At 72.7% G+C, this 26,157-nt stretch carries 15 protein-coding genes; 11 read left to right on the forward strand and 4 right to left on the reverse strand.

Annotation, left to right across the window (positions count from 1 at the left end):
- The first annotated feature begins 46 nt into the window (after positions 1–46).
- Positions 47–718: a haloacid dehalogenase-like hydrolase gene (locus OG521_24490; protein ID WUW23755.1), complete on the forward strand. Its 672-nt coding sequence runs from the start codon at positions 47–49 to the stop codon at positions 716–718.
- A gap of 33 nt (positions 719–751) precedes the next feature.
- On the opposite strand, the gene OG521_24495 is transcribed toward OG521_24490, so the two are convergent.
- A complete protein-coding gene (locus tag OG521_24495) occupies positions 752–1,318 on the reverse strand; it encodes a DJ-1/PfpI family protein (GenBank protein ID WUW23756.1) in 567 nt (188 codons plus the stop codon).
- A 397-nt stretch (positions 1,319–1,715) separates the two neighbouring features.
- Between OG521_24495 and OG521_24500 the strand changes: the two genes are divergently transcribed.
- Entirely contained in the window at positions 1,716–6,749 is a 5,034-nt protein-coding gene (locus OG521_24500; protein WUW23757.1) for an NAD-glutamate dehydrogenase, read from the forward strand.
- 210 nt (positions 6,750–6,959) lie between these two features.
- Here the strand turns inward: OG521_24500 and OG521_24505 are convergent, their stop codons facing one another.
- The gene (locus OG521_24505; protein WUW23758.1) at positions 6,960–8,093 is read right to left on the reverse strand and encodes an FHA domain-containing protein; all 1,134 of its coding nucleotides are present in this window, start codon (positions 8,091–8,093) and stop codon (positions 6,960–6,962) included.
- A 185-nt stretch (positions 8,094–8,278) separates the two neighbouring features.
- Between OG521_24505 and OG521_24510 the strand changes: the two genes are divergently transcribed.
- From OG521_24510 to OG521_24535, 6 genes are read left to right on the forward strand one after another with little or no spacing between them, the layout of a single operon-like run.
- Entirely contained in the window at positions 8,279–9,181 is a 903-nt protein-coding gene (locus OG521_24510) for a hypothetical protein (GenBank protein ID WUW23759.1), read from the forward strand.
- A 7-nt stretch (positions 9,182–9,188) separates the two neighbouring features.
- The gene (locus tag OG521_24515; GenBank protein ID WUW23760.1) at positions 9,189–11,096 is read left to right on the forward strand and encodes a SpoIIE family protein phosphatase; all 1,908 of its coding nucleotides are present in this window, start codon (positions 9,189–9,191) and stop codon (positions 11,094–11,096) included.
- Complete coding sequence (locus OG521_24520) at positions 11,093–12,661, forward strand: VWA domain-containing protein (GenBank protein WUW23761.1); 1,569 nt, start codon at positions 11,093–11,095, stop codon at positions 12,659–12,661. Before OG521_24515 ends, OG521_24520 begins: the two co-directional genes overlap by 4 nt.
- Positions 12,658–13,692, forward strand: a complete 1,035-nt coding sequence (locus OG521_24525; GenBank protein ID WUW23762.1) for a hypothetical protein — start codon at positions 12,658–12,660, stop codon at positions 13,690–13,692. Before OG521_24520 ends, OG521_24525 begins: the two co-directional genes overlap by 4 nt.
- Positions 13,689–14,774, forward strand: coding sequence for a hypothetical protein (locus tag OG521_24530; protein WUW23763.1), 1,086 nt, complete (start codon positions 13,689–13,691; stop codon positions 14,772–14,774). The genes OG521_24525 and OG521_24530 overlap by 4 nt, the downstream gene beginning before the upstream one ends.
- A gap of 16 nt (positions 14,775–14,790) precedes the next feature.
- Positions 14,791–18,279, forward strand: coding sequence for a hypothetical protein (locus OG521_24535; GenBank protein ID WUW23764.1), 3,489 nt, complete (start codon positions 14,791–14,793; stop codon positions 18,277–18,279).
- Between the two features lie 86 nt (positions 18,280–18,365).
- Here OG521_24535 and OG521_24540 read toward each other — a convergent pair whose 3' ends face one another.
- Both OG521_24540 and OG521_24545 read right to left on the reverse strand, forming a co-directional pair.
- The gene (locus OG521_24540) at positions 18,366–19,157 is read right to left on the reverse strand and encodes an ABC transporter ATP-binding protein (protein WUW23765.1); all 792 of its coding nucleotides are present in this window, start codon (positions 19,155–19,157) and stop codon (positions 18,366–18,368) included.
- Positions 19,150–20,028 (reverse strand): ABC transporter permease, encoded by an 879-nt coding sequence (locus OG521_24545; GenBank protein WUW26789.1) that lies wholly within the window; start codon positions 20,026–20,028, stop codon positions 19,150–19,152. The genes OG521_24540 and OG521_24545 overlap by 8 nt, the downstream gene beginning before the upstream one ends.
- A 279-nt stretch (positions 20,029–20,307) precedes the next feature.
- On the opposite strand from OG521_24545, the gene OG521_24550 reads away from it, so the two are divergent.
- The 3 genes from OG521_24550 (at position 20,308) to OG521_24560 (ending at position 26,102) form a co-directional block, all read left to right on the forward strand.
- Entirely contained in the window at positions 20,308–20,913 is a 606-nt protein-coding gene (locus tag OG521_24550) for a TetR/AcrR family transcriptional regulator (protein WUW23766.1), read from the forward strand.
- A gap of 162 nt (positions 20,914–21,075) precedes the next feature.
- On the forward strand, positions 21,076–24,627 hold the full coding sequence (locus OG521_24555; protein ID WUW23767.1) for a bifunctional glycosyltransferase family 2 protein/CDP-glycerol:glycerophosphate glycerophosphotransferase: 3,552 nt from the start codon (positions 21,076–21,078) through the stop codon (positions 24,625–24,627).
- A gap of 323 nt (positions 24,628–24,950) precedes the next feature.
- The gene (locus tag OG521_24560; protein WUW23768.1) at positions 24,951–26,102 is read left to right on the forward strand and encodes a hypothetical protein; all 1,152 of its coding nucleotides are present in this window, start codon (positions 24,951–24,953) and stop codon (positions 26,100–26,102) included.
- The last annotated feature ends 55 nt before the right edge of the window (positions 26,103–26,157 follow it).

Genomic DNA, 26,157 nt, shown 5'->3' on the forward strand with positions numbered 1-26,157 from the left:
CAGGGGTGTTCTACCGTTGTCAGTGGCAGCGGGTATTTTTTTCCTCATGGGGACGTACGGGAAGCACCGCACACATCTGGTCTGGGACTGGAACGGCACTCTGCTCGACGACAACACCGCGGTCGTCGGCGCGACGAACGCCGCGTTCGGTGAGGTCGGCCTGGAGCCGATCACGCTGGACCAGTACCGGGAGATGTACTGCATCCCGATACCCCGCTTCTACGAGCGGCTGATGGGCCGGCTGCCCACCGAGGCCGAGTGGGAGCGGATGGACGGGATCTTCCACCGCCACTACACCGAGCAGCGGGCCGCCTGCGGGCTGACCGAGGGAGCCGCCGAGCTGCTCGCGCAGTGGCAGCTGGCCGGACGGAGCCAGTCCCTGCTCAGCATGTACGGACACGACCAGCTGGTCCCGGTCGTGCGCGGATACGGCATCGAGCGGCACTTCGTGCGCGTCGACGGGCGTACCGGGCCGTCCGGCGGCAGCAAGGCGCAGCACATGGAGCGGCATTTCGCGGCGCTGGACGGGATATCCCCGGCGTCCACGGTGGTCATAGGTGACGCCGTGGACGACGCGGTGGCGGCCGCCCACGTCGGCGCGCGAGCGGTCCTCTTCACCGGAGGTTCGCACAGCCGGGCCAGTCTCGAGGCCGCCGGGGTGCCCGTCGTGGACACCCTGGCCGAGGCCGCGGCCCTCGCCCAGCAGATGGGCGAGTAGGAGAGCGGGCGACGGCCCCGTCCGGGTACGGGCTCAGGCGACCGGGGCCTTGGTACGGAGCACGGTCAGGAATTCACGCATCCAGGCCGAGTGGTCCGGCCAGGCGCGGGACGAGACCAGGGTGCCGTCCACCACGACCTCGGTGTCCTGGAAGGTGGCCCCGGCGGTCCCCATGTCCGGTTCCAGTGCGGGATAGGCCGTCACCCGGCGGTTCTTCAGCGCGCCGACCGCCGCCGACATCAGCGGGCCGTGGCAGATCTGGGCCACCGGACGGTCCGTGTCGAAGAACGCCGACAGGATCGTGCGCAGGTCGGCGTCGTTGCGCAGGTACTCGGGCGCGCGCCCGCCCGGGACGACGAGGGCCACGTAGTCGTCCGGGTCCACCTCCGAGAAGGCCAGGTCGGCGGGCCAGGTGTAGCCGGGCTTCTCGGTGTAGGTGTCGAAGCCGGGCTCGAAGTCGTGGACCACGAAGCGGAGCGTCTTGCGGGAAGGAGCGGCGATATGGACCTCGTAACCCTCTTCGAGCAGTCGTTGGTACGGGTAGAGGACTTCGAGGGACTCGGCGGCGTCGCCGGTGACGATCAGGATCTTCGGTGCCATGGCGGGGCTCCCCACGGTGCGTCGGCCTGTTCCGGTTTCCGGTACCAGAGTGCGGCAGCGCGGGCCGGTGCGCTGTCCAGACTGTCAAAGTCCGGGGCTTTCTTTTGTACACATACGGCTCGTGACGGCGACCCGGGCGGGGGAGATAGCCTGGACCCCGTGATCAGCGCGATACGCCTCGGGGGCAGCGAAGCCCCCGGCCTGCGCCCGGAGTGCCACAGTGCCCGGGCCATGACTGATCCCCTCAGCCCGGCCCGACCGCCAAAAATGGCCAATAAGGTCCCGGGCGTCTCTCATTGCGGCATAGCGTCGACTCCGACCGGTAACCCCGTGTCGTGGCGGTACGTCGTCTTTTTCACCTACGTCACGCAACGGCGCGCGACAGGAGCCAGAGGACATGCAGACCAAGCTGGACGAAGCCAAGGCCGAGCTGCTCGCACGGGCCGCCAAGGTAGCTGACAACAGCCCGGGCGGTGGTGCCGGCGGCCCGGGCGGTAACACCCGGGTGCGCGTTGCGGCCACCGGGGCCGACAACGGCACGGGGGCCGGGCAGGAGCGTCCGGACCAGGACGTACTGCTCGCCTATCTCCAGCGCTACTACCTCCACACCGCTCCGGAGGACATCGCCGGCCGGGACCCGGTCGACGTCTTCGGTGCCGCGTCCTCCCACTACCGGCTCGCCGAGAACCGCCCGCAGGGCACGGCCAACGTCCGGGTGCACACCCCCACGGTCGAGGAGAACGGCTGGACCTGCAGCCACTCCGTCGTGGAGGTCGTCACCGACGACATGCCGTTCCTGGTCGACTCCGTCACCAACGAGCTGTCCCGTCAGGGCCGCGGCATCCATGTCGTGATCCACCCGCAGGTCATCGTCCGGCGCGATGTGACCGGCAAGCTGATCGAGGTCCTCACCGACGGCGTCGGCATCTCGACCGGCCCGCAGGCCGGCCGGAAGAACGCCAAGGGTGCGAAGGACGCCAAGGCCGAGCTGCCGCACGACGCACTCGTCGAGTCCTGGATCCACGTCGAGATCGACCGCGAGACCGACCGCGCCGACCTCAAGCAGATCCAGGCGGACCTGCTGCGCGTCCTGTCCGACGTACGGGAGACCGTCGAGGACTGGGAGAAGATGCGCGACGCCGCGCTGCGCATCGCCGACGACCTGCCCGGCGAGCCGCTCGACGACCTAGCCGACGACGAGGTGAACGAGGCCCGCGAACTGCTGCGCTGGCTCGCCGCCGACCACTTCACCTTCCTCGGCTACCGCGAGTACGAGCTGACGGACACCGACGCCCTGGCCGCCGTGCCCGGCACCGGCCTCGGCATCCTGCGCTCCGACCCGCAGCACACCGAGGACGAGGCGCACCCGGTCAGCCCCTCCTTCGACCGGCTGCCCGCCGACGCCCGGGCCAAGGCCCGCGAGCACAAGCTCCTCATCCTGACCAAGGCCAACAGCCGGGCGACCGTGCACCGCCCCAGCTACCTCGACTACGTCGGCGTGAAGAAGTTCGACGCCGAGGGCAACGTCATCGGTGAGCGCCGCTTCCTCGGACTGTTCTCGTCCGCCGCCTACACCGAGTCCGTGCGCCGGGTGCCCGTCGTCCGCCGCAAGGTCGCCGAGGTGCTGGAGGGCGCGGGCTTCTCGTACAACAGCCACGACGGCCGCGACCTGCTGCAGATCCTGGAGACGTACCCCCGCGACGAGCTGTTCCAGACGCCGCCCGACCAGCTGCGCTCCATCGTCACCTCGGTGCTCTACCTCCAGGAGCGGCGCCGGCTCCGGCTCTACCTGCGCCAGGACGAGTACGGGCGCTACTACTCCGCGATCGTCTACCTGCCGCGCGACCGCTACACCACCGGTGTGCGCCTGCGGCTGATCGACATCCTCAAGGAGGAGCTGAACGGCACCAGCGTCGACTTCACCGCCTGGAACACCGAGTCGATCCTGTCCCGGCTGCACTTCGTCGTCCGGGTCGCCCCCGGCAGCGAGCTGACCGCGCTCACCGACGCCGAGGCCGACCGCATCGAGGCCCGCCTGGTCGAGGCCGCCCGCTCCTGGGCCGACGGCTTCCAGGAGGCACTGGGCGCCGAATGCGGCGAGGAGCGCGCCGCCGAGCTGCTGCGCCACTACGGGCACTCCTTCCCCGAGGGCTACAAGGCCGACCACTCGCCGCGCTCCGCCGTGGCCGACCTGGTCCACCTCGAAGCCCTCAAGGAGGACGAGCGGAACTTCGCCCTCAGCCTGTACGAGCCGGTCGGCGCCGCCCCCGGCGAGCGCCGGTTCAAGATCTACCGGACCGGTGAGCAGGTCTCCCTGTCCGCCGTCCTCCCGGCGCTCCAGCGGCTCGGTGTCGAGGTCGTCGACGAGCGCCCGTACGAGCTGCGCTGCGCCGACCGCACGCACGCCTGGATCTACGACTTCGGGCTGCGGATGCCGCAGGCCACGGGCAACGGCAGCTACCTGGCCGACGACGCCAGGGAACGGTTCCAGGACGCCTTCGCCGCCGTCTGGACCGGCGAGGCGGAGAACGACGGATTCAACGCGCTGGTGCTGAGCGCCGGTCTGAACTGGCGCCAGGCCATGGTGCTGCGCGCCTACGCCAAGTACCTGCGCCAGGCCGGATCGACGTTCAGCCAGGACTACATGGAGAGCACCCTCCAGAACAACGTCCACACCACCCGGCTGCTGGTCTCGCTCTTCGAGGCCCGGATGTCGCCGGACCGCCAGAGCGCCGGCACCGAGCTGACCGACGGGCTCCTCGAAGAGCTCGACGGGGCCCTCGACCAGGTCGCCTCGCTCGACGAGGACCGGATCCTGCGGTCCTTCCTCACCGTTATCAAGGCCACCCTGCGCACCAACTTCTTCCAGCGCGCGGACAGCGGCGAGCCGCACGGCTACGTGTCGATGAAGTTCGACCCGCAGTCGATCCCGGACCTCCCGGCGCCCCGCCCGGCGTTCGAGATCTGGGTCTATTCGCCGCGCGTCGAGGGCGTCCACCTGCGCTTCGGCAAGGTCGCCCGCGGTGGTCTGCGCTGGTCCGACCGGCGCGAGGACTTCCGTACGGAGATCCTCGGCCTGGTCAAGGCTCAGATGGTGAAGAACACCGTGATCGTCCCGGTCGGCGCCAAGGGCGGCTTCGTCGCCAAGCAGCTCCCCGACCCGGCCGTCGACCGTGACGCCTGGATGGCCGAGGGCATCGCCTCGTACCGCACCTTCATCTCGGCGCTGCTCGACATCACCGACAACATGGTGGCCGGCGAGGTCGTGCACCCCAAGGGCGTCGTCCGGCACGACGAGGACGACACCTACCTCGTCGTCGCGGCCGACAAGGGCACCGCGAAGTTCTCCGACATCGCCAACGAGGTCGCCGTCGCGTACGGCTTCTGGCTGGGTGACGCGTTCGCCTCCGGCGGCTCGGCCGGCTACGACCACAAGGGCATGGGCATCACCGCCCGCGGTGCCTGGGAGTCCGTCAAGCGGCACTTCCGGGAGCTCGGCCACGACACGCAGACCGAGGACTTCACCGTCGTCGGCGTCGGCGACATGTCGGGTGACGTGTTCGGCAACGGGATGCTGCTCTCCGAGCACATCCGGCTCGTCGCGGCCTTCGACCACCGGCACATCTTCATCGACCCGAATCCGGACGCGGCGACCTCGTACGCCGAGCGGCGCCGCCTGTTCGACCTGCCGCGCAGCTCCTGGGCCGACTACGACAAGGGGCTGATCTCCGCGGGCGGTGGCATCCACCCGCGCAGCGCCAAGTCCATTCCGGTCAACGCGCACATCCGCGAGGCGCTCGGCATCGAGTCCGGCGTCACCAAGATGACGCCCGCCGACCTGATGCAGACCATCCTCAAGGCCCCCGTCGACCTCGCGTGGAACGGCGGCATCGGGACGTACATCAAGTCCTCCGCCGAGTCGAACGCGGACGTCGGCGACAAGGCCAACGACGCGATCCGCGTCAACGGCGAGGACCTGCGGGCCAAGGTCGTCGGCGAGGGCGGCAACCTCGGCGCCACCCAGCTCGGCCGGATCGAGTTCGCCCGCAACGGCGGCCGGATCAACACCGACGCGATCGACAACAGCGCCGGCGTGGACACCTCCGACCACGAGGTGAACATCAAGATCCTGCTCAACGGCCTGGTGCGGGACGGCGACATGACCGTCAAGCAGCGCAACAAGCTGCTCGCCGAGATGACCGACGAGATCGGCCACCTGGTGCTGCGCAACAACTACGCGCAGAACACCGCGCTCGCCAACGCCTGCGCCCAGGCGCCCTCCCTGCTCCACGCCCACCAGCGCTTCATGCGCCGGCTGGGACGGGACGGGCACCTCGACCGGGCCCTGGAGTTCCTGCCCACCGACCGGCAGATCCGCGAACTGCTGAACGCGGGCAAGGGGCTCAGCCAGCCCGAACTGGCCGTGCTGCTCGCGTACACGAAGATCACGGCGGCGCAGGAGCTGATCGGGACCAGCCTCCCGGACGACGCGCATCTGCAGAAGCTGCTGCACGCCTACTTCCCGCAGCAGCTGCGCGAGCGGTTCCCGGAGGCGGTCGACGGACACGCGCTGCGGCGCGAGATCATCACCACGGTCCTGGTGAACGACACGGTCAACAGCGGTGGTTCGACCTTCCTGCACCGGCTGCGGGAAGAGACGGGCGCCTCGATCGAGGAGATCGTGCGGGCGCAGTTCGCGGCCCGGGAGATCTTCGGCCTCGGCAAGGTGTGGGACGCCGTCGAGGCGCTCGACAACAAGGTCGCCGCAGATGTGCAGACCCGCATCCGGCTGCACTCGCGCCGGCTCGTCGAGCGCGGTTCGCGCTGGCTGCTGGGCAACCGGCCGCAGCCGCTGGAGATCGCCGAGACGATCGACTTCTTCCGCAACGGGGTCGAGCAGGTCTGGGCCGAGCTGCCCAAGATGCTGATGGGCGCCGACCAGGAGTGGTACCAGAGCATCCTGGACGAGCTCACCGAGGCGGGCGTCCCGGACGAGCTGGCGCAGCGGGTGGCCGGATTCTCGTCGGCCTTCCCGGCGCTCGACATCGTGGCGATCGCCGACCGCACGGGCAAGGACCCGCTGGCCGTCGCCGAGGTCTACTACGACCTCGCGGACCGGCTGGGCATCACCCAGCTGATGGACCGGATCATCGAGCTGCCGCGGGCCGACCGCTGGCAGTCGATGGCCCGTGCCTCCATCCGCGAGGACCTGTACGCCGCGCACGCGGCGCTCACGGGTGACGTGCTGAGCGTGGGCAACGGGGCGTCCTCGCCGGAGGAGCGGTTCCACGCGTGGGAGGAGAAGAACGCGGCGATCCTGACCCGGTCGCGGTCCACGCTGGAGGAGATCCAGGGGTCGGACGCGTTCGACCTGGCGAATCTGTCCGTGGCCATGCGGACGATGCGGACGTTGCTGCGTACGCACGTCTGACGTAACGGCGAAGGGGCGGCTGCCAGGAGCTCGGATGCTCCTGGCAGCCGCCCCTTCCCGTTCTGCGGACGGGACCCGGGCGCCGACGGCCCGGGGCCTCGGCCCATACGGGTCGCGGTACTTCCGGGTCCCGGCGCATACGGATCCCACTACGTACGGATCTCATTACGTACGGATCCCAGTACGTACGGATGTCAGTGCATGCGGATCTCAGTACATACGGGTTTCGCCGGCGTCGGCCGGCGGAGGCGGCTGTCTGCGCCGCCACTCGTTGGCCAGCTCGGTCGGGAAGCGGCGGCCGCTCCGGGACAGGACCACGCCCTCGACGAGCAGGAGTTCGTCCCCGCCGCGGTACGGGCGTTCCGCCGTACCGAGCGGGTGCCACGGGCCGGGCCCCGACTTCCCGGCCGTCGACCGCCACCGCGTGCCGTAGGTGCTGCGGTCGCGTGCCTGGACGATTCCGCCATTCACCCGGAGCTCCACATGGATGCGGCTCAAGCCGGCCGTGCGCTGCTCCGGGAGCAGACCGAGCAGGCCGATTCCGCCTTCGCCCGGTGCCCGGCCGACCGCCACCGTCGAGCCGTCCTCCAGCGTGAACCGGGCCTTCACGTCCCCCTCCACCAGCAGCTTCAGCTGGACCGTCGCGGTGCGGGGGCCGTCGTCGAGCAGGCGGCCGCCGTGACTCTGGCAGTGGGGCACGCCGGCGATCATGCGCGGCAGCAGGGCCGCGGATCCCTTGCGGGTGTCGTACAGCGAGCAACGCCGATCATCGCAACGCCAGTTGCGGTTCACCACGTCGAAGCGGGGGCTGCGCCCCTTCAGTAGTCCCATCTTCTTGAGCGCGTCCTCCTCCATCTTCATGGAGATGTCCAGCGCACTGGCCACCCCCATGTCGACGGGGACCAGCCGCACCGTGCCGTCGCGGGCGGGGACCGGTTCCAGGAAGTCGTCCGTGTTGCCCTGGAGCCAGGGGCGGTCGAGGCGTTCGCCCCGGAAGCGGTCGCCGGTGATGACCGGGATGCCGGTGTACTCGCACAGTTCAAGCAGCCGCTCGTCCGCGTCCGGCAGCTCCTCCACCAGGCCCTCGCGGACCCATCGGCCGAGCAGCCGGATGTCGGCCGGATCGGTGAACTCGCGGCGTCCGCCGAGCCGCAGGCTGGCATCGGCGACGAGGTACAGCCGGATGTCGGGGTCGCGGGCGAGCTCCTTCGCCGCGTCCAGTACGAGCTGCAGCCTGCGCAGGGAGCGCAGCCCCGGTTCACCGAGTCCGCGGTTGCGCACGACGTTGGACAGGTCCACCAGGAAGCAGGCTTCGCTGAAGTCCGTGGTGAGGTGGTTCTCCAAGGAGATCGCCTTCCTCGAAGTCTCGATGCGTTATCTGACTGCATGTGAATTCCGGTGCACAGCAACTATATTGACGTCCACGACAAGCTCGCAGTTCCGGTGCGGACATCTGGCGCCGCGGGACGGTCGCGGCTTGGCGGAGACGAGAACGTGGGGGCGTTTGCGTGTCGGAGTGGGGTTCGTTCATGGACGAGTCGTCGTCGGCTCCGCCACCGCCCCGTGCGCAGCCCGCCGCCCCCGCGGCTGCCGAGGCCGACGGCTGGGGGAGTTTCGCCGACGAGGCGCCGGCGGCGGACGCCGCGGCGTCGCCGCCACCGCCGCCCGGACCCCCGCAGGGATTCGTGCGCGGGCACGGCGTCCCCGTTCCTTCCCCCGAGGTCGCGGCCTCCCTGCTGAGCGCCGGGGAAACCCTGTGGGCGCAGGTGGACGGGGCGCAGGCCGTGCTCGGTTCGGGGTGCCGGGTCGGCGTCGTGCCGGACGAGGACGGGAACGCCGTGGCGGACGGCTTCAGCGGCTGGCGCCCGGTGACGGTGGTCGACCCGGCCGCGCTCACGGTGAGACTCGTACCGCTGGCGCTGTCGGAACCGCCGGTCGGCGTCGCGACCCCGGTGGCCGAGCTGTACGCGGACCCCGAGCCGTACACCGCCCCCGCTCCGGGCAGGGCCGGGCCGTTCCCGACCGGGCAGGGTCCCGACCTCGACGAACTGCTGAACCGGGTGCTGTCGGAGGAGCGGGCCCGCGCCCGGGCCGATGCCGAGGCGGAGGCGCGCCGCGCCGAACAGGAACTCGCCCGGCTCAAGGGCGAGTTAAAGGACCAGGCGCAGGCCGCGGAGTCCCGGGCCGAGCAGCGCGAACAACGGGCGCAGGAGGCCGCGCGGCGCGCCCAGGAGTACGCCGAGCAGCAGATCGCGGCCGCGCGTGACGACGCCGCCCGGATCGTCTGGCAGTTGCAGGACCGTGCGCAGCGGGCCGAGGCCGAGATCGCCAGGCTGACGGGGGAGCTGGCGCGGGCGGAGCAGGCGGGGGTTCTGAGGCATGTGCTGGACCGCCGTCGCCGGGCCGGTGGTGGCCGTGACCAAGGGGCTTGAGGGACATATGACTGTGCAGCCGGGTGCGGGAGCGCCGGAGTACGGCGCCGTCGCGCTGCCGGAGATAGCCGTGGAATGGCCGCAGGGGCTGGCGCCGACGTTGCGCGACAGCGTCGTCGAGGCCCAGAGCCTGGAGGGGGCCGGCCTCGTCGACGCCCTGCCCGGGCTCTGGCCGGTCGTGGACGCGGCGCTGGACCTGACAGGGCCCGGGAGCCTGGTCGCCGAATCCGTACGCCATGACGCGTACGAGGGCTGGCAGGTGGCGGCGCTCCCGCGGTACGACCTCGACGGGAAGGTCCGGCCGCGCGAGCGGCGGGACACCCCGCAGCACGGGGCGCCGCAGCTCAGGGACCGCCGGGCGCTGGTCAGGGCGCTGGTGGGAGCTGTCGCCGAGCGGCCCTGCCTGGACCTCAGGGACGCGCTCCAGATGCTCGACGTGTTCGCCGGCACCTTCCCGCTCGGGCTGGACGCGGTGTGCCGCCGGCTGCTCGGGCACGAGCTGAGACAGGGGGTCGCGGCAGGCCTCGCCCCGTTGCACGAGGCACTGGGCCGGAGGGCGCCCGAGGGGGTGTCCGCGCTCTGCTTCCGGGAGAGCGCGGTCGGCTCGCGCAAGGCGAAGGGCGATCCGGCCACCGACAACGAGGACACCGCCGGGGCGTGGACCGGGCCGAGCGGGATCATGCGGTGTGCGGTCTTCGACGGTGTGACCGGTGACGGCGACGGCTCGGGCGGCATCGCGGCGCGGGCCGCGCTGGACCAAGTGCTGCGGCGGTGGCGGCTGGAGGAAGAGTCGAGGCGGCCTTCCGTAGCGGAGGCGACCGAGGGACGGTTTGGCGGCGGGGCAGGGCTTGCGGGACGGGAGAGTTCCGAGTGGCGTTCGGCTCCGGTGGCGGGGAGCACGGAGGAGTGGCCGCGCGCGGATGAGGCGGGGTCTGCGGTGGAGGGCCGTGAGGGGTGGTCGCACGCCGGGGAACCGCGAACGGCTGGTGGGCGGCCTTTCGGCGGGGCGGGGTCGGCGCGGGAGAGTTCCGAGTGGCGTCCTGGTCCGGCGGCGGAGGGCCGTGAGGAGTGGCCGCGCGCGGATGACGCGGAGTCTGCGCGGGAGGGTTCCGAATGGCATCCCAGTCCGGTGGCGGAGAGCCGTGAGGAGTGGCCGCGCGCGGGCGGATCCGTGTCTGCGGGGGCGGATGATCCGGACGAGTGGCCGTCCGGTGGGGGGCCAGGGGCGTCCGGTTGGCCGCATTCCGGCGGGGCGGAGTCCGCGGCGCGGGAGGACGCGCAGTGGTCCGCCGGGGCAGGGCCCGCGCTGGTGGCGGGGCGACCCGGACCGGGCGGTGAGCCGGGCGGCGGCGGTGGCGAGGTCCCGCTCGGGCCCGGCGAGCTGATCGCCGAACTGGACGCGGCCGTGGGCCGGGCCACCGGGGTCGGCAGCGCGGCCGCCGTCCTGGCCACCGTGCACCCCGACGGCACGGCCTCCGTCGTCTCGGTGGGCGACGCCGAGGCGTGGCTGATCCGGCCCCTGCGCCCGTCCGCCGCAGAGAACCCGTACGCGGCATGGAAGCTGACGCCCGCCCACACCGGTTTCGCGGAACGGCTCAGGGTGACGGCGGATGCCGAGGGCGAGGAGTCGCAGCTCGTCTCCTTCCTCGGCGGCGGCGCGGCCCGCTGGGCGCACCGCACGTTCCGGGTGGCTCCGGGGGACCTGCTGCTGCTCGCCTCGGACGGTGCGACCGAGGCGGAGCGGGACCGGTGGTTTGGCTCCGTGCTCGCGGATCTGACGGCACAGCTCGACGTGTCCGGACGGCCGACCGCGCCCGCACTGGCCGCCGCGCTGGTGCAACGCGCCGAGGCTCTGGGCGGCTGGGACAACGCGACCGCGCTGGTGTGCGCGATGGGGGAGGCGCAGGACCGATGACCGAGGACATCAAGATCACGGCGGACCGTCAGGAGGTGCACCTCGGCGAGGTGTTCACGCTGCTGATCGCCCCGCGTGAGCTGGGCCGAGGCGACCGCGTCGCCGAGGGGGTCGCCTATGTCATCGCCGTCGACGACAGCTACTCCATGGAGATCAGGGCCGATTCGAGCTCCGACGAGTTCGCGGACCCGGCCGACCCCGACGACCCGAGCCGCAAGCAGGTCGCCGAGGCGGGGGTGCGGGAGCTCGTGGCCGCACTGCCCCACGGCGCGCACGTGGACGTGCTGACGTTCGCCCAGAACGCCGGAGTCCGCTTCTCCGGCACCGCGGGGGAGCTGCGGCGCCGCGGCAGATGGAACGGGAACATCGACGAGGAACGCCGGTGGACCAACATCGAGGGCGCGCTGCGGCGCGCGTACGAACGGCTCGCCGGGCAGCGGGCCGCCTCGCGCCGCGTCGTCCTCTTCAGCGACGGCATTCCCAACTTCGGCGAGACCGACCCCGGCCGGCTCGCCGCACTCGCCGCCGACGCCGCCGGCCGTGAGCTGCACACCGACGTGATCGGGATCGGCGCGGGCGCCGACTTCGGTCTCCTCGAACGGCTCGCCCCGACGGGTCTGCCCGAGCACGTCGCCTCGCGCACGGGCGCGGCCGAGGCGATGAAGCAGATCACCGCCAGGTTCGCGGCCTACGGCAGGGACGTGGTCGCGGGCAGCGGCGAGCTGGCGGTGGAGATCAACCCGAGCTTCCAGGTGCTCGGCGTCTACCAGCTGGATCCGACCCGGCGCCGGATCGAGGGTGCGGTCTCCGAGGGCGGCGGGCGGCGGCCCAGCCAGGTGCGGCTGAAGCTCGGCGCGATCGGCTCGGGTGAGGAGGGGCAGCCGCTGTACGCGCTGCGGCTGCGGGCGCCCGAGCGGATCAGCGCCGGGCCGATCCCCGTACTGAAGGCCACCGGATCCATCGGGACGGGAGCGGACGCCCGGCCGCTCACCCCCGCCCAGATCGCGCTGCGTACGGTCGACAACCCCTTGTCGCCGATCCTGCAGCCCGACCTCAGCCGGCAGATCGACGCCATCGAGCTGGACCGGGAGATCACGGGCCGGATCGCCGCCGCCGGCTCGAAGGCCGAACGGGAGCGGATCTACCAGGAGGGCGTGGAGCGCGCCCGGAGCATCCCCGACCCGGACCTGGCCGCCGCCTACCAGCGGGCCGGCGGGGGCCTGCGGGAGGGCCTCGACCCCAAGGACGTGGCGAACGAGGCGCGGGCGGCGTCCAGCCGCAGCTCCACCAAGTCCAAGCGGGACTGGTTCCAGCAGATCCCGGTGGAGTCGCCGGACGAGATCAGGGCGCGGCGCAGGCGCCAGAGCCTCGACGACGATGACGACGACGAGTACGGCGAGTACGGGACCGACGCCCCGGCCTACGGGGGCGGCAGCGGTACGTACGGCAGTGGCAGCGGTACGTACGGCAGTGGCGCGTACGGGAGCGGAGGAACGGGGTACGGCGGCCCGCCCGCCCTGCCCGGCGGGACCACCGAACCGCCGCCCGGCCGGGGGCCGCGGTGAGCGTGCCCGGCGTCATCATCGACGCCTCGAACGTGGCGGCGACCCGGAAGCGGCCCTGGCCCTTCTCCCGGGTCGTCGGGGTGCGGGACGCGTGGCTGAGCAAGTACCCGGGCGCCCAGGCCATCGCGGTGCTCGACGCCACCGTCCGGCCCTTCCTGGACGAACAGCACCTGGTCAGGCAGGCGGAGCGCGAGCAGTGGCTGGAGGTGCACCAGGGCGACGCGGACGACCGGATCCTGGCGCTCGCCGCGCAGTTCGGGGCCGCCGTCGTCTCCAGCGACAACTTCCGCTTCGCCCGCCGGGAGCACGCCTGGCTCCAGGGCAACAACTCCCGGGTGTGGTCGGTCCGCAGGGTCGAGGGGAAAGTCATCTTCAGCCTGCGCCACCTGGGGATCGCCACCGACGCGGAGATCGAGCGCGACCGGCTCCACAAGCTCGACAAGGCCGGGCTGCTGCGGGAGGACGCCGAGGAACGCTTCCGCTGCACCGATCCGGCCGGGTCGTGTCTGCGCAGGGGCGTGGTGCTGCTGCCGCGGCAGGTCAACAAGGACGCCAACCGCTGGTACTGCCGGTCCTGCGGCTACGAGGCCGTCGAGGTCGTCGTCGAGCCGCCGCTGCCCGACGTGCTGGAGGCGGGACCGGTCCTGGTGACCGTGCAGCACGGCTACACGGTCACCAGGACCGTGCCCGTGCCGGCGGAGGGACTCACGCTGGGCAGGGCGTCGCGCAGCCGCCCGGGGACCACCGACGTCACCGAAGGGCTCGACGCGGACCGGGCCGCCGGCATCAGCCGCTCCCATCTGCGGATCTTCCTCGACGACGACGGCCGCCCCATCGCCGAGCACCTGCCGGAGAACAACGCCTCCTTCCTCAACCCGGAGCTGGGCTTCGACGGCGTCCCGCGCACCTCCCGGCTGGCCGCCGCAACGCCCTACGCGCTGGAGGACGGCGACGAACTCCACCTGGGCCCCGGCACCGTACGGCTGCGGATCAGCAACGGGGCCGAGCCCGAAGGCGGGTACACCGCGTGACCCCGTTCGCACCGGGCTGGGTACACGCCGACCACCCCGACTCCCTCGACTCGCCGCGGCTGGCCTGGCTCCCGGAGAGCTACGGCGAGGACGGCCGGTTCCGCACCAAGAGGCTCCTCGCCGCGGCCGGACAGGGGTACGCCGTGCTCGCCGAGGACCGCTGGTCCGGCGGCGACGTGGTGATCAAGGGCATGTGGTGGTCGCAGGCGGCGCTGGACAACCCGCGCAACGTCCACGGTGAGCTGGCCGAGCAGAAGAAGCAGCGTGACCAGGGGCTGCGGGCGGCACGCCAGGCCGCGCAGCTCACCCAGCAGTGCCCCGTCGTGATCAGCGTCGAGTCCCAGCCCTCCCCGTCCCTGGTCGCGGACGGCCGGCACGGCGGGCAGCCGGGCGCGGGCGGCGTGCCGTACGAGAGCTTCATCGTCCAGCAGTTCATCGGTCACCACGGCGGCGTCTCGCGCACCCTGCAGGAGGAGATCGACGAACGGGCCGCGTCGCACCGTCGCTTCAAGCCGGACCAACTGCTCGACCTGGCGGAGCAGTTGTGCAACACCCTGGCCGCGCTGCACGCCGACCGGCACTTCGGGGACGAGCACTCCAAGGGCTGGATCCACGCCGACATCAAGCCGGAGAACATCCTCGTCCTCGGGCCGCCCGCCCGGTACGTGCTCATCGACTACGACGCCGCCGTACAGATCGGCGAACGCATCCGCACCACCACCCGGGCCTACGCCCCGCCGTCCGCCGAAGGCACCGACGAGCCCTCCGAACTCGCCCCGGCATCGGAGCGGTTCGACATCTACATGCTGGGCGCCACGCTCGCCCACGCCGCCGCGCTGCGCAGGATCACCGACCGGCAGGCCCGCGAGCTGTACGCGGAGGACTTCGACGTCAGCGCCCCGGCCCGCCGGTTCGTCGCCAGTCTGCGCTACGGGCCGATCCTCACCAACGCGCTCACGACCTGTCTGTCGGCGAAGAAGTTCCGGCTGGCCACGGTCGACCGGGTCAGGACCGACCTCGCCCGTGCCCGCAGCGCCACCGCCCTGCAGTCCGCGCTCCGCACCCTGGGAGAGCCCCGATGAACCGACCGGACCCGCGATGAGCGGCCGCGGCAGGGCCAATGCCACGCTCAGCGGGCTGCTGACCCGCATCCCCGGCCGCTCCGGCCGCATCTGGGAACCCCACACGGTGCAGCTGCGCCCCGGACATCTGCGCTCGTCGGGTGCGGCGGCCGTCCGCGCGACCCGGCTGGTGAAGGACGAGGACGCCGACGCGTACGGGGCGCTGCGGGTCTTCCCGAACCGCAGGCAGCGGGGCCGGGCCGCCGCGCTGCTCGCGGCCGGCAACCCCGTCATGCCCGCGCTCCTGGACATCGTCGACCATCCGGGGCTGCCGCCCGCCCTCGTCACCGCCTGGTCGCCCGGAGCCTCCTCCACACCGCTGCACGCGCTGCGCGAACGCGACGACCTCGACACGATGCTTGCCGCCGGCCACCGCTGGAGCCCCGCCGGGGCGCTGCACACCCTGGTGCCGCTGGGCCGGGCTCTGGACGACATGGCGCGCGCGGGTTTCACCCCGCTGGAGCTCTCCCCGGACCACCTCGTCCTCAACTCCGGTTCCCTCGCCTTCGTCGGTCTCGGCCGGCACGGCTACATCCCCTCCGAGGGCCGGATGCCCGGCCCGCAGGGCATGTCACTGCCCAGCGCGCTCCTCCTCGGCGAGGACCTGCCGCCCGCGGGCGGCAGCCACGACACGGCCGTGCGCTGGCGGGAGGTCCAGGTGCGCGCCCTGACCCGGCTGGCCGGCTGGATGGCCTGCGGACTGCCACCGGCGGCCTGGGGCCCGGTGCACGGCCCCGCCGACCTCGGCGGCTACCTGGAGGCGGCCGGCTTCCAGCGGGTGCCCGCGCTGCGCCCCGGCCAGCTCGCCGACACCCTGGCCCGGGCCGCCGGGCAGGAGGAAGAGGCCCGCGCCCTGCGGGACTTCGCCGAGGCCGAGGCGCTGCTCGTCTACGACGACGCGGCGCAGGGCTCCGGCGGCGGCCGTCTCGACATCAACCCCGAGGTGCTGCGCCTGGGCCTGCTTCACGACCACGGGGCCAAGGTGATCGCACTGGCCGCGTTCGAACAGCGGCGCCTGGGCACCCGGACCGCCACCCTGCTCTCCGGCGCCGGCTGGGTGCTGCTCAGCCCGAAGGACTTCGCCGCCCAGGTCTGCCGGGCCGCGTCGGCGGCCCCCCGGGCCAGGCTGGTCGTCGCCGGCCGGCTGGACCCCGAGGACCAGCGGCGGATCGAGGCGGTACGCGGCGGGCGCGCCGAGCGCGTCAATCCGGACGACCTCTCGGGCGCCGTACCGCGCATCGCGGGCCGCCCCGCCGATCAGCTGCCGTACCTCACCGACCGCGACATGGACGCCTACTCCGCCGACCTCCTCGGGGGCGTCGGCGGCCAGGCGATGCGCAGGCGCACCTTCGCGGCGGGCTGGACCCTGGCACTCGGCGGCGCCGCCGACCAGTTGCAGTCCCGCCAGCGCGGCAAGCTCCTGGACCAGATGACCGACTGCTTCGGCACCAACACCGAACTGCTCGTCGCCGTGCGCGCCCGGCAGAACGCCCCCGGCATGCGCAAACAGAACCGGCTGCTCGACGAGGCCCGCATGCGGCGGCTGGTCGCCGCGCTGTCCGGCGTGCCGGGTTCGGTCTTCCGCGACTGCCTGATGTCCGCCCTGCTGGGCCCGGCGGCCGAGGACCTCTACGACGAGTCCGCCCGCAGGCTGCTGCCGGTGGCCACCCGGCTCGCGGCGGTCTTCGACCCCGACCGTCCGGTCGGAACCGAGGACCTGCCGATGGAGGACGCCCTGCGCGAGCGGGCCGGCATCCGCCGGGTCGGTCTGTACGGGCGGCTGTGCACCGCCGTCACCGGGGTCGACCCCGCCAGGCTGGCGGCGGCCGTCGCCTCCATGGACGACACGCTCGTCGGCGCGCTCTGCGAGATCCCCGCGCCCAGCCTCCAGTTCCTCGCCGGACGGCTGGAGGACCCCGAACTCTTCGAGCTCCTGCGCCCGCTGCTGCAGGGCGACGACCTCGACCTGCTCACCCGCTACACCCCGCAGATGTGGCGGACGCTGCTCGACGGACTGCGCCAGCCCGAGCACCTGGGCTCCCTCGGTCTCGGCTGGGTCCAGATCGCCGTCCAGGACACGGCCGGTGACGTCGACGCCCGGGTCCTGCTGCGGATCGCGGCCGATGCCGGGGTCCCGAGACCGGACGCCGTACGCGCCCTGCTCGGCACCGGGCCCGAGCACTGGCCCACCGTCTGCGCCCATCCGGTGCTCGCCGCTCGCTGGCTCGCCGAGCAGGGGGACCTCGACCTCGCCGAGATCGTCGCGGCCTTCCCCGACCCGGAGGCGGCGCTCGCCGAGATCGGCACCGATGGACTGCGGCACGCCCATGAACTCGGCCTCGACCAGCAGGCGATGAGCGTTCTCGGCGGCTACGCGCGCGCCCTGGCCCACCCCCTCGACGAGGTGCTGGTCGCCTTCCAGGAACGGGGGTACGAGAGCGGCCAGGCCGCCCCCTTCGCCACCGCGGCCGCCGTCGAGTGGTCCCGGATGCAGCGGGACCGGGGCAAGGCGCTCGGCTGGATCGTCGGCAACGTGGTGGAGCGCCCGCGCAGGATCCGCGACTGGGCCGTGGACGGCACCGGACTGGCGCGCCGCGTCACCGAAGCGGTGCTCGGGGAACGGGAGGCGGGTGACGCCGCGTCCGTGCCGGACACGCTGCGCTCCGCTCCCGCGCTGCTGCCGCTCCTCGCCGGCCTCGGCACCCCACGCCAGCGCGCCGCGCTGCTGGCCCTGTACGCCGAGGAGCCGCAGGCCGTGCTCGATCCCCGCGCCCGCCGGGAGCTGCCGATCGTGCTCGCCGCCCCGGACCCGGCGGCCGCCCTGCGGGTACTGCTGCGCGAAGGGCTCGGGGTGATCGCCCAGCAGTTCGCCGACCGGCTCCGGCTCAGCCCCGAACAGCGCCGCTCGCTGGCCGGGCTCGCCCCGCTCACCGAGGTGCTGGCCCCGCCCTCGCTGGAGGCGGTGCTGACCGTCGGCGTCCGCTTCGGGCCGCGGGTCGCCGTGAGCGCGGCGGTCGTCGAGCAGCGGCTGCCCGGCGTCGCGGACTCCCTGACCGTGTGGGGCCCGCGCTGGCTGCCGCTGCTCGCCGGCGCCGCCGGGCAACGGGTGCTGCGGCTGCTGGTGGAGCAGCGGGAACAGCACGGCGGGCAGAGCGGACGGCTCTCCCCCTGGCTGCTGGCCGCGGGCGAGGACGGGCTCGCGCTGGTGGAGCGCTTCGGCTCGGACGCGCTCGGCCTGGTCCTCGCCACCGACGCACCCCCCGCCGACGCCCGCCTGCTCGGCGAGCTCCTGATGCTGCCGGGCCCCGCCCCCGTACTGCACCGGCTGATCACCGGCTACGGGCTGCCCCCGGCCACCTGGTCACGGGCGGCGGCACTGCTGGCGCGGGGGGAGCCGGAGGAGCGGGTGCTGCTGCGGCTGTGGGGCCGTGGCGGTGGTGCGCCGGTCACTGCCGCCACGGGGTGACTCGGGAACGCCCCCCGAACGCGCCGTGGATCACCTCCAGCGCGACGGTCCGCCGGGAAACCGGTTCACCGGACGGCATGAGTCGGTCACTTTCCCTTCCCGCGGCCCGAGGTGAACTCCTCGTACGCCGCGACGACCTCCTTCGCCGGACCGTCCATCCGCAGCGTCCCCGCCTCCAGCCAGATCGCCCGGTCGCACGTCTCGGTGATCGACTTGTTGTGGTGGCTGACCAGGAAGACCGTGCCGGCCTTGCGGCGCAGTTCGATGATCCGGTCCTTGCTGCGCCGCTGGAACCTCGCGTCGCCCGTGGACAGGGCCTCGTCGATCAGCAGGACGTCGTGGTCCTTCGCGGCGGCGATCGAGAAGCGCAGGCGGGCGCCCATGCCGGAGGAGTACGTGCGCATCGGAAGGGTGATGAAGTCGCCCTTCTCGTTGATGCCGGAGAAGTCGACGATGCCGTCGTAGCGTTCGCGGATCTCCTCGCGGCTCATGCCCATCGCGAGGCCGCCGAGCACGACGTTGCGCTCGCCGGTCAGATCGCTCATCAGGGCCGCGTTCACGCCGAGCAGTGAGGGCTGGCCCTGGGTGTGGACGCGGCCCTTCGTGGCGGGCAGCAGGCCGGCGACGGCCTTCAGCAGGGTCGACTTCCCCGAGCCGTTGGAGCCGATCAGGCCGATCGCCTCGCCCTTGTACGCGGCGAAGCTGACCCCCCTCACGGCGTGCACCTCGCGCACGCCGGGGGCCGCCCGGCGGGAGGTGATCCGGCTCAGGGCGGAGGTGGCGCTGCCCTTGCCGGTGCGGGCGCCGTTGACCTTGTACGTGATGTGGACGTCGTCCACGACGACCGTCGGTACCGCGGGATCCAGGGTGTCAGCCACGTCCGTAACTCTCCTCGGCCTGCCAGAAGTAGAGGAATCCGCCCACGCCGCACACCAGCGCCCAGCCCGCGGCCACGGCCCACACGTGCGGGGGCAGCTGCGAGGCGTGGAAGCTGTCGATCAGCGCGAATCGCATCAGGTCGATGAAGACGGCGGCCGGATTGACCTCCAGCGCCAGCTTCGCCAGGTACGGGACCCGGTCGCCCGACAGGCTCGTGTCGATGCTCCACATGACGCCCGATGCGTACATCCAGGTGCGCAGGATGAACGGCATCAGCTGGGCGATGTCGGGGGTCCGGGCGGCCAGCCGGGCGATGACCATCGAGACGCCGGTGTTGAACAGGGCCTGCAGCGCCAGGGCCGGGACCGCCAGCAGCCAGGCGGGCTGCGGGTACTGGCCGAACACCAGCAGGATCAGCACCAGCGCGCCCAGTGAGAAGAGCAGCTGCTGGAGCTGTTGCAGGGCCAGGGCGATCGGCAGGGAGGCCCGGGGGAAGTGCAGGGCCCGGACGAGGCCGATGTTGCCGCTGATGGCGCGGGTGCCCGCGGTGATCGAGTTGCTGGTGAAGGTCCAGATGAAGACGCCGGTGACCAGGAACGGGACGAAGTCGGTGACGCCCTGCTTGGTCTTCATCAGGACGCCGAAGATGAAGTAGTAGACCGTCGCGTTGAGCAGCGGGGTCATGATCTGCCAGATCTGGCCGAGTTTCGCCTGGCTGTACTGGGCGGTGAGTTTGGCGGTGGCGAAGGCCGTGATGAAGTGCCGCCGCCCCCACAGCTGCCGGACGTACGCCGGCAGGGCCGGGCGGGCTCCGCTCACGCTCAGCCCGTGCCGGGCGGCCAGGGCCGCCAGCTCGCCCGGGGCGTACACGGGGGCGGCCGCGGATGTGTCGACAGGCTTGTCTGCGGGCGGGGCGGCGGGCGGCGGGGTGTCCGCCGGTGCCGGGGCTGTTGTCTGACTCACCACGATCGCTTTCGACGGGAAGGCGGGAAGGGCGGGAGGGGCGGGAGGGGGGGAGAAGGAGGGGAGGTGGAGGGGAGGGAAACGCGCGGTTAACGACGGGACGGGACCGTATCGTCGTAACGCCGAGGGTAGGACGTACTGACGTCGCAACGCAACCGTTTCGTCGTCGCGGACTATGATTCGGCCATGACCACCGACCCGGGAAGCCGCCGCCGTGTCCCCGCCGGAGCCGCCGTGCTGCGCGAGGACGTGACCGACGCGATCCGTACCGCGGTGTTCGAGGAGCTGGCCGCGGTCGGCTTCGCCCGGATGTCCATCGAGGGCATCGCCCGGCGGGCGGGCGTCGGCAAGACCGCCGTCTACCGCCGCTGGAAGTCCAAGCTGCACCTCGTCCTGGACCTGGTCTCCGCCGTCGCGGTGCAGGGCATGCCCGCCCCGGCCACCGGTTCGCTGTACGGGGACGTCCGCGCGGTGCTCGAACTGGCCGCGTACGCGCTGCGCCACCCGCTCGCCTCCCAGGTCATCCCGGACCTGCTGGTCGAGGCGGCCCGCAACCCGGAGATCTCCGACACCATCAAGGCCGCCCTGCTCGACCCGCAGCAGGGCATCGCCGCCGTGGTCGTACGCGACGCCGTGGCGCGCGGGGAGCTCCCGCCGGACAGCGATCCGGACCGCGCCCTCGACCTGATCGTCGGCCCGCTCTACTGGCGGCTCGCGGTCGTCAGGGGCGAGCTGCCCGCGGGGTACCTGGACGATCTGGCGGCCTCGGCCGTGGCGGCCCTGACCCGCTGAGCCGACTGAGCCCGCCGGGCGCGCGGGCCGGTGACCCGGGTACCCGCGTCAGCACGTGTGCACGTGACATCACTCGTTGGGGCCCGTAACCGGTGACCCCCGGCCGTTCACGGGGTTGAGCCATACGGATCGCCAGGCTCCCCATGAACGGACGTGCTCACCATGCCGCCACGGCTCAGTGTCGTTGTCCCCGTCTACAACGTGGAACCCTTCCTGTCGGACTGCCTGAAGTCCCTCGCGGAGCAGACCGTCACCGATCTCGAAGTGGTGATGGTCGACGACGGGTCCACCGACGGCAGCGCGGCCGTCGCCGCCGGGTTCGCCGCGCAGGACGACCGCTTCCGGCTGGTCAGCCAGGAGAACGGCGGGCTGGGCCACGCCCGTAACACCGGTGTCCGCAACTGCGATCCCGGGAGCCGCTACCTGGCCTTCGTCGACAGCGACGACATCGTCCCGCCGCGCGCGTACGAACTGCTCGTCGGCTCCCTGGAGAAGACCGGATCGGACCTCGCGTCCGGCAACGTGCTGCGGCTGCGGGCCGGCGGCCGGCTCGTGCAGTCGCCCATGTTCCGGGGGCCCATGGCGACGACGCGGATGCGCACCCACATCTCCCGCGACCGGGAGCTCGCCGGCGACCGGATCGCGTGCAACAAGGTCTTCCGCCGCTCCTTCTGGGACGAGCACGCGTTCGCCTTCCCCGTCGGCGCGCTCTACGAGGACATCCCCGTCGTGCTGCCCGCCCACTTCCTGGCCGCCTCGGTCGACATCCTGAAGGACCCCGTCTACCACTGGCGCGACCGCCCCGGCTCGATCACCTCCGGCCGGGCCGTCGTCCGCGGCATCCGCGACCGGGTCGCCCATGTGCAGGGCGTCTCCGCCTTCCTGGCGGAGAACCGCACGGCCGCCGACAAGAACCACTACGAGGCCCACGCCCTCGCCAACGACCTCTGGTACTTCATGGAGGTGCTGCCCGAGGGCGACGAGGAGTACCGCGCCGCCTTCCTGACGCACACCAACGCGTTCATCGACCAGGTCGACCCCGCGGTGCTCGACGGGCTGCCGCTGCGGCTGCGGCTGATGTGGCACCTCGTGCGGGAGCGCCGCACGGAGGAACTGCTGGCCCTGATCGCCCTCGACAAGCGTGAGCCCGGCGCGTTCGCCGTACGCGGGGTGCGCCGCCGGCGGGCCGGCTATCCGCCGCTGACCCGGCCGGTGCCGGCCCGGGTGCTGCGCGTCGGCGACGGGGACCTGCCGCTGGTCGCCCGGCTGCGGGAGGTCCGCTGGCAGGACGGCCGGCTGCACCTGAAGGGGTACGCGTACATCCGGAACCTGCCCGCGGGTCCGGGCCGCGCCGAACTCCGGGCCGGCTGGCTGCGGGCGGGCGGGCGGCGGCAGGTCGTTCCGCTGCGGCTGCGCCGGACCGCCGACCAGGAGGCCACCGCGCGCTCCCGGCAGAGCCTGCACGACTACGACCGGTCGGGGTTCGAGACGGTTGTCGACCCCGCCAGGATCCGCATCGCGGCGGACGGGCCGGCCGACCGCGTCAGCTGGCGGCTGGAGCTGGGCGCCGCACGGAACGGTCTGCTGCGGCGCTCCGCACCCAGCACCGCGGAGGCCCCCGTGGCGCCGCCCGTACACCGGCCGGACGGCGACCACCGGATCGTGCCGGTCTTCGACGCCGACCGGCTGGTCCTGCACGCCGAGCGGATCGACGCCCGCTTCGAGACGCACCGCGCGGGCACGGCCGGCGACGGGCGGCCCACCGTCGTCGTGGACGGCATGGTCCGGGACCGGCTCGGTGCCGAGGGGCTGCGGCTCGGCCTCGGCCACCGCGCCTCCGGGGCCGCGCTCGACTGCCCCGTCACCGTTCACGAGGGCGCGGTGTCCTCGGCGGCCGGCTGGCGGCGCTTCACCGCCGAGATCCCGCTCGCCGCGGTCCTGGGCGCCCGGGAGGAGGCCGGGCCCGCGCCGGCGAGCATTCCCTACAGCGTCCACCTCGTCGGGCCCGGCGGCCGCCGGACGCCGGTGGACGTGCCGGGGCCCGTGCCCCCGGGCCGCTACCCGCTCGCACCGGCCGGGGACGAGCCCCGCGAACTGGGCCTCACCGTGAGCGCCCGCGGCAACCTGCTGATCAGCGACCGTCCCGTGCAGCCTGCCGTCGAAGCGGCCTCCTGGACGCAGGACGGGGCCCTGCTCCTGGAGGGCACCTTCCCGGACGACCCGGGGCGCCCCGCCGCCCTCGTGGCCCGGCACAGCGGCCACCACGAGGAGGCCGTCTTCCCCGTCACGTTCACCGGACCGGAGGGCGAGCGGCGGTTCACGGCCACGCTGCGGCCCGACGCCGTCGAGGCGTGCGGCGGCGGCACCCTGCCGCTGGGCGAGGGCAACTGGTACTTCTTCCTCCGCGAGAGGGGCGCCGCCGGCGGCGAGAGCCGCGACACCGCGCTGCGCCTCCCGGCAGCCGTCCATCACACCCTGCCCGCCGCCCGCACCCTGGCGGGCCGCGCGTACGTCATCGAGCGGCGCTTCCACGACCAGCTGCTGCTGAGCTGCGCGCCCCCGCTCGCCGCAACGGAGCGCGGGCCCCGAGCCCGGCGGCTGCTGGGCGCCGCCCATGCGGCGCAGCGCACCGCGGCGCTGCGCCCGGCCGTCCTGTTCAGCAGCTTCGACGGCCGTCAGTACTCGGACTCACCGCGCGCCGTCCACGAGGAACTGACCCGCCGGACGACCGGCCTGGAACACCTGTGGGTCGTCCGCGACGGTCAGGCGCGCATCCCGGCCGGTGCCACCGCCGTGGAGCACGGTTCGGCGGCCTGGCACGAGGCGCTCGCCCGCAGCCGGTACATCGTCACCAACACCCAGCTGCCCGAATGGTTCGAACGCCGCGAGGGCCAGACCGTCGTCCAGACCTGGCACGGCACCCCGCTCAAGCGCATCGGCCTCGAACTCGCCGGCACCGCCCAGGCCAACGCCTCCTACATCGCCACCCTCGGGCAGCGGGCCGGGCAGTGGAGCTTCCTCGTCTCGCCGAACACCTACTCCACCCCCGTGCTGCGCCGCTCGTTCGGCTTCGAGGGCGAGGTCCTGGAGTGCGGCTACCCCCGCAACGACCTCTTCCACGCCCCGGACCGGACCAAGGTCGCCGCCGCGGTACGGGAGTCCCTCGGGATCCCCGACGGCAAGCGGGCCGTGCTGTACGCGCCGACCTGGCGCGAGGACCAGCCGAGGAACGGCGGCCGCTACACGATGGACCTGCGGCTCGACCTGGCCGCGGCCGAGCGCGAACTGGGCGCGGACACCGTCCTGCTGGTGCGCCGGCACTACCTGGTGACCGACCGGCTCCCGGACAGCGGCACGGGGTTCGTCCGCGACGTCTCGCGCTACCCGGACGTCGGCGAGCTGATGCTGATCAGCGACGCCCTGGTCACCGACTACTCCTCGCTGATGTTCGACTTCGCGCAGACCGGCCGCCCGATGCTCTTCCACACCTACGACCTGGAGCACTACCGCGACACCCTGCGCGGATTCAGCTTCGACTTCGAGGCGCGGGCCCCCGGCCCGCTGATCCCGGACTCCGCCGCCCTCGTCGAGGCGCTGCGCGACCCGGCCGGGGCCGTCGCGGGACACGCGGGGGCGTACGAGGCATTCCGGCGGGACTTCTGCGACCTCGACGACGGCCGGGCAGCCGCCCGGGTGGCCGACCGGATGCTTTAGGGCTCACCCCGGTGCCCCCGTTGCTCCGCACGGGTGCCCACGCGGGGTGAACTGCGGGGTGATGCGGTGGTGAACACGAATTGACGCACGGGCTGTCCGAACTGCGTAAACCGTTCGAGTGATTCGAGGAATGTGGCGTTTGCACGGATGCGCAGGGAATCCGAGCCGTGGGCCGGAATAATGTGTTCATAGGTGCGTCGCATAGCGTCGACGGGTTGCTACGTTCTGCTTTCATGGGTATCCGAATGTGGTGCGAAACCTGGGACGTGCGACGGGCGAGAGCGGTCGTACTCGCCGTCTCGGCCGTCGGTCTTCTCACTCGCATGATCATCGCGGCGAATACGCCGGGCCCTACCGACGTGCGCTTCTTCGAGGGATTCGCGAAGGCCATCGGGGTGCACGGACCCATTCGGATCTACGAGCAGCCACTGCCCGGCCTGCCCGTCTACAACCACCCGCCCCTGGCGGGCTGGATGCTGCTCGGACTGAACGATCTCGCCGAATTCGGAATGTCGTTCGGTGCGCTGATCAGATTTCCCGCGTCGATCGCCGATTTCTGCTGCGCGCTGCTCGTCCTCGAAATCGTCCGCCGCCGTGCGGCCCTGCGGACCGCCGTGGCGTGCGGGATCGGCGTGGCCCTCAGCCCGGTGCTGATCGCGACGTCCGGCTACCACGGCAACACCGACGCGGTCGCCATCGTGTTCGCCCTGGCCGCCGCCCATCTGCTGGCCGACCGTAAGGCTCCGCTCGCGGCGGGGGTGGCGGCGGCCCTCTCGATCAGCGTCAAGTTCATTCCGGTCGTGGCGCTCCCGGCGCTGTTCATCGCCGCGCTGCGAGGCGGCCGGCCGGTGGCGGCCCGCTTCGCCGCCGGGTTCGCCGCCGTGTTCGCGCTGGTCTGGGGCCCGGTCCTGGTGGCCGTGCCGCGGCAGCTCAAGGAGAACGTGCTGGAGTACGCGGGCGGCAGCTACCACCTGTGGGGGCTGGTCCGGTTCGCCGACGTGTTCGGTCTGCCGGAGTCCGTCGTCACCTTCATGCAGGGCGGCGGCCACTTCCTCTTCGTGCTGCCCTGCGTGGCCGCCGGTGCCTGGATCGCGTGGCGGCGGCCCGCGCAGCTGCCGGGTGCCGTCGCCGTCGCGCTGGGCCTGCTGCTCCTGCTGTCCACCGCCTCCGGACTGCAGTACCTGACCTGGGCGGCCGCCGCGCTGTTCGTCCTCGGGTTCCGGGAGGGCCTCGCGTACAACTGCGTGGCCGGGCTGACGGCCGTCCTCGGCTACGGCGGACGCTCCGCCGTGCGCTGGAGCGAGCCGGTGCTGCTGCTGGGCGCCGCCGGCTGGATCGTCCTCGCCGTCGGACTGGTCACCGGCGTGCGACGCCTCCTCGCCACCCCGCCGGACACGGGCCCGCCCGGCCGCCCCGGACCTGCGCCGCTCGCCGTACCCCGCACCTCGCAGCCCTCCGGTTCCGCCGTCACCTGACCGCGGTGCCCGAGCGGCACCCACCACCGCCCCGTCCCTGATACCGCACCGAGCA

The organism is Streptomyces sp. NBC_01463 (genome assembly GCA_036227345.1).
GTDB lineage: Bacteria > Actinomycetota > Actinomycetes > Streptomycetales > Streptomycetaceae > Streptomyces.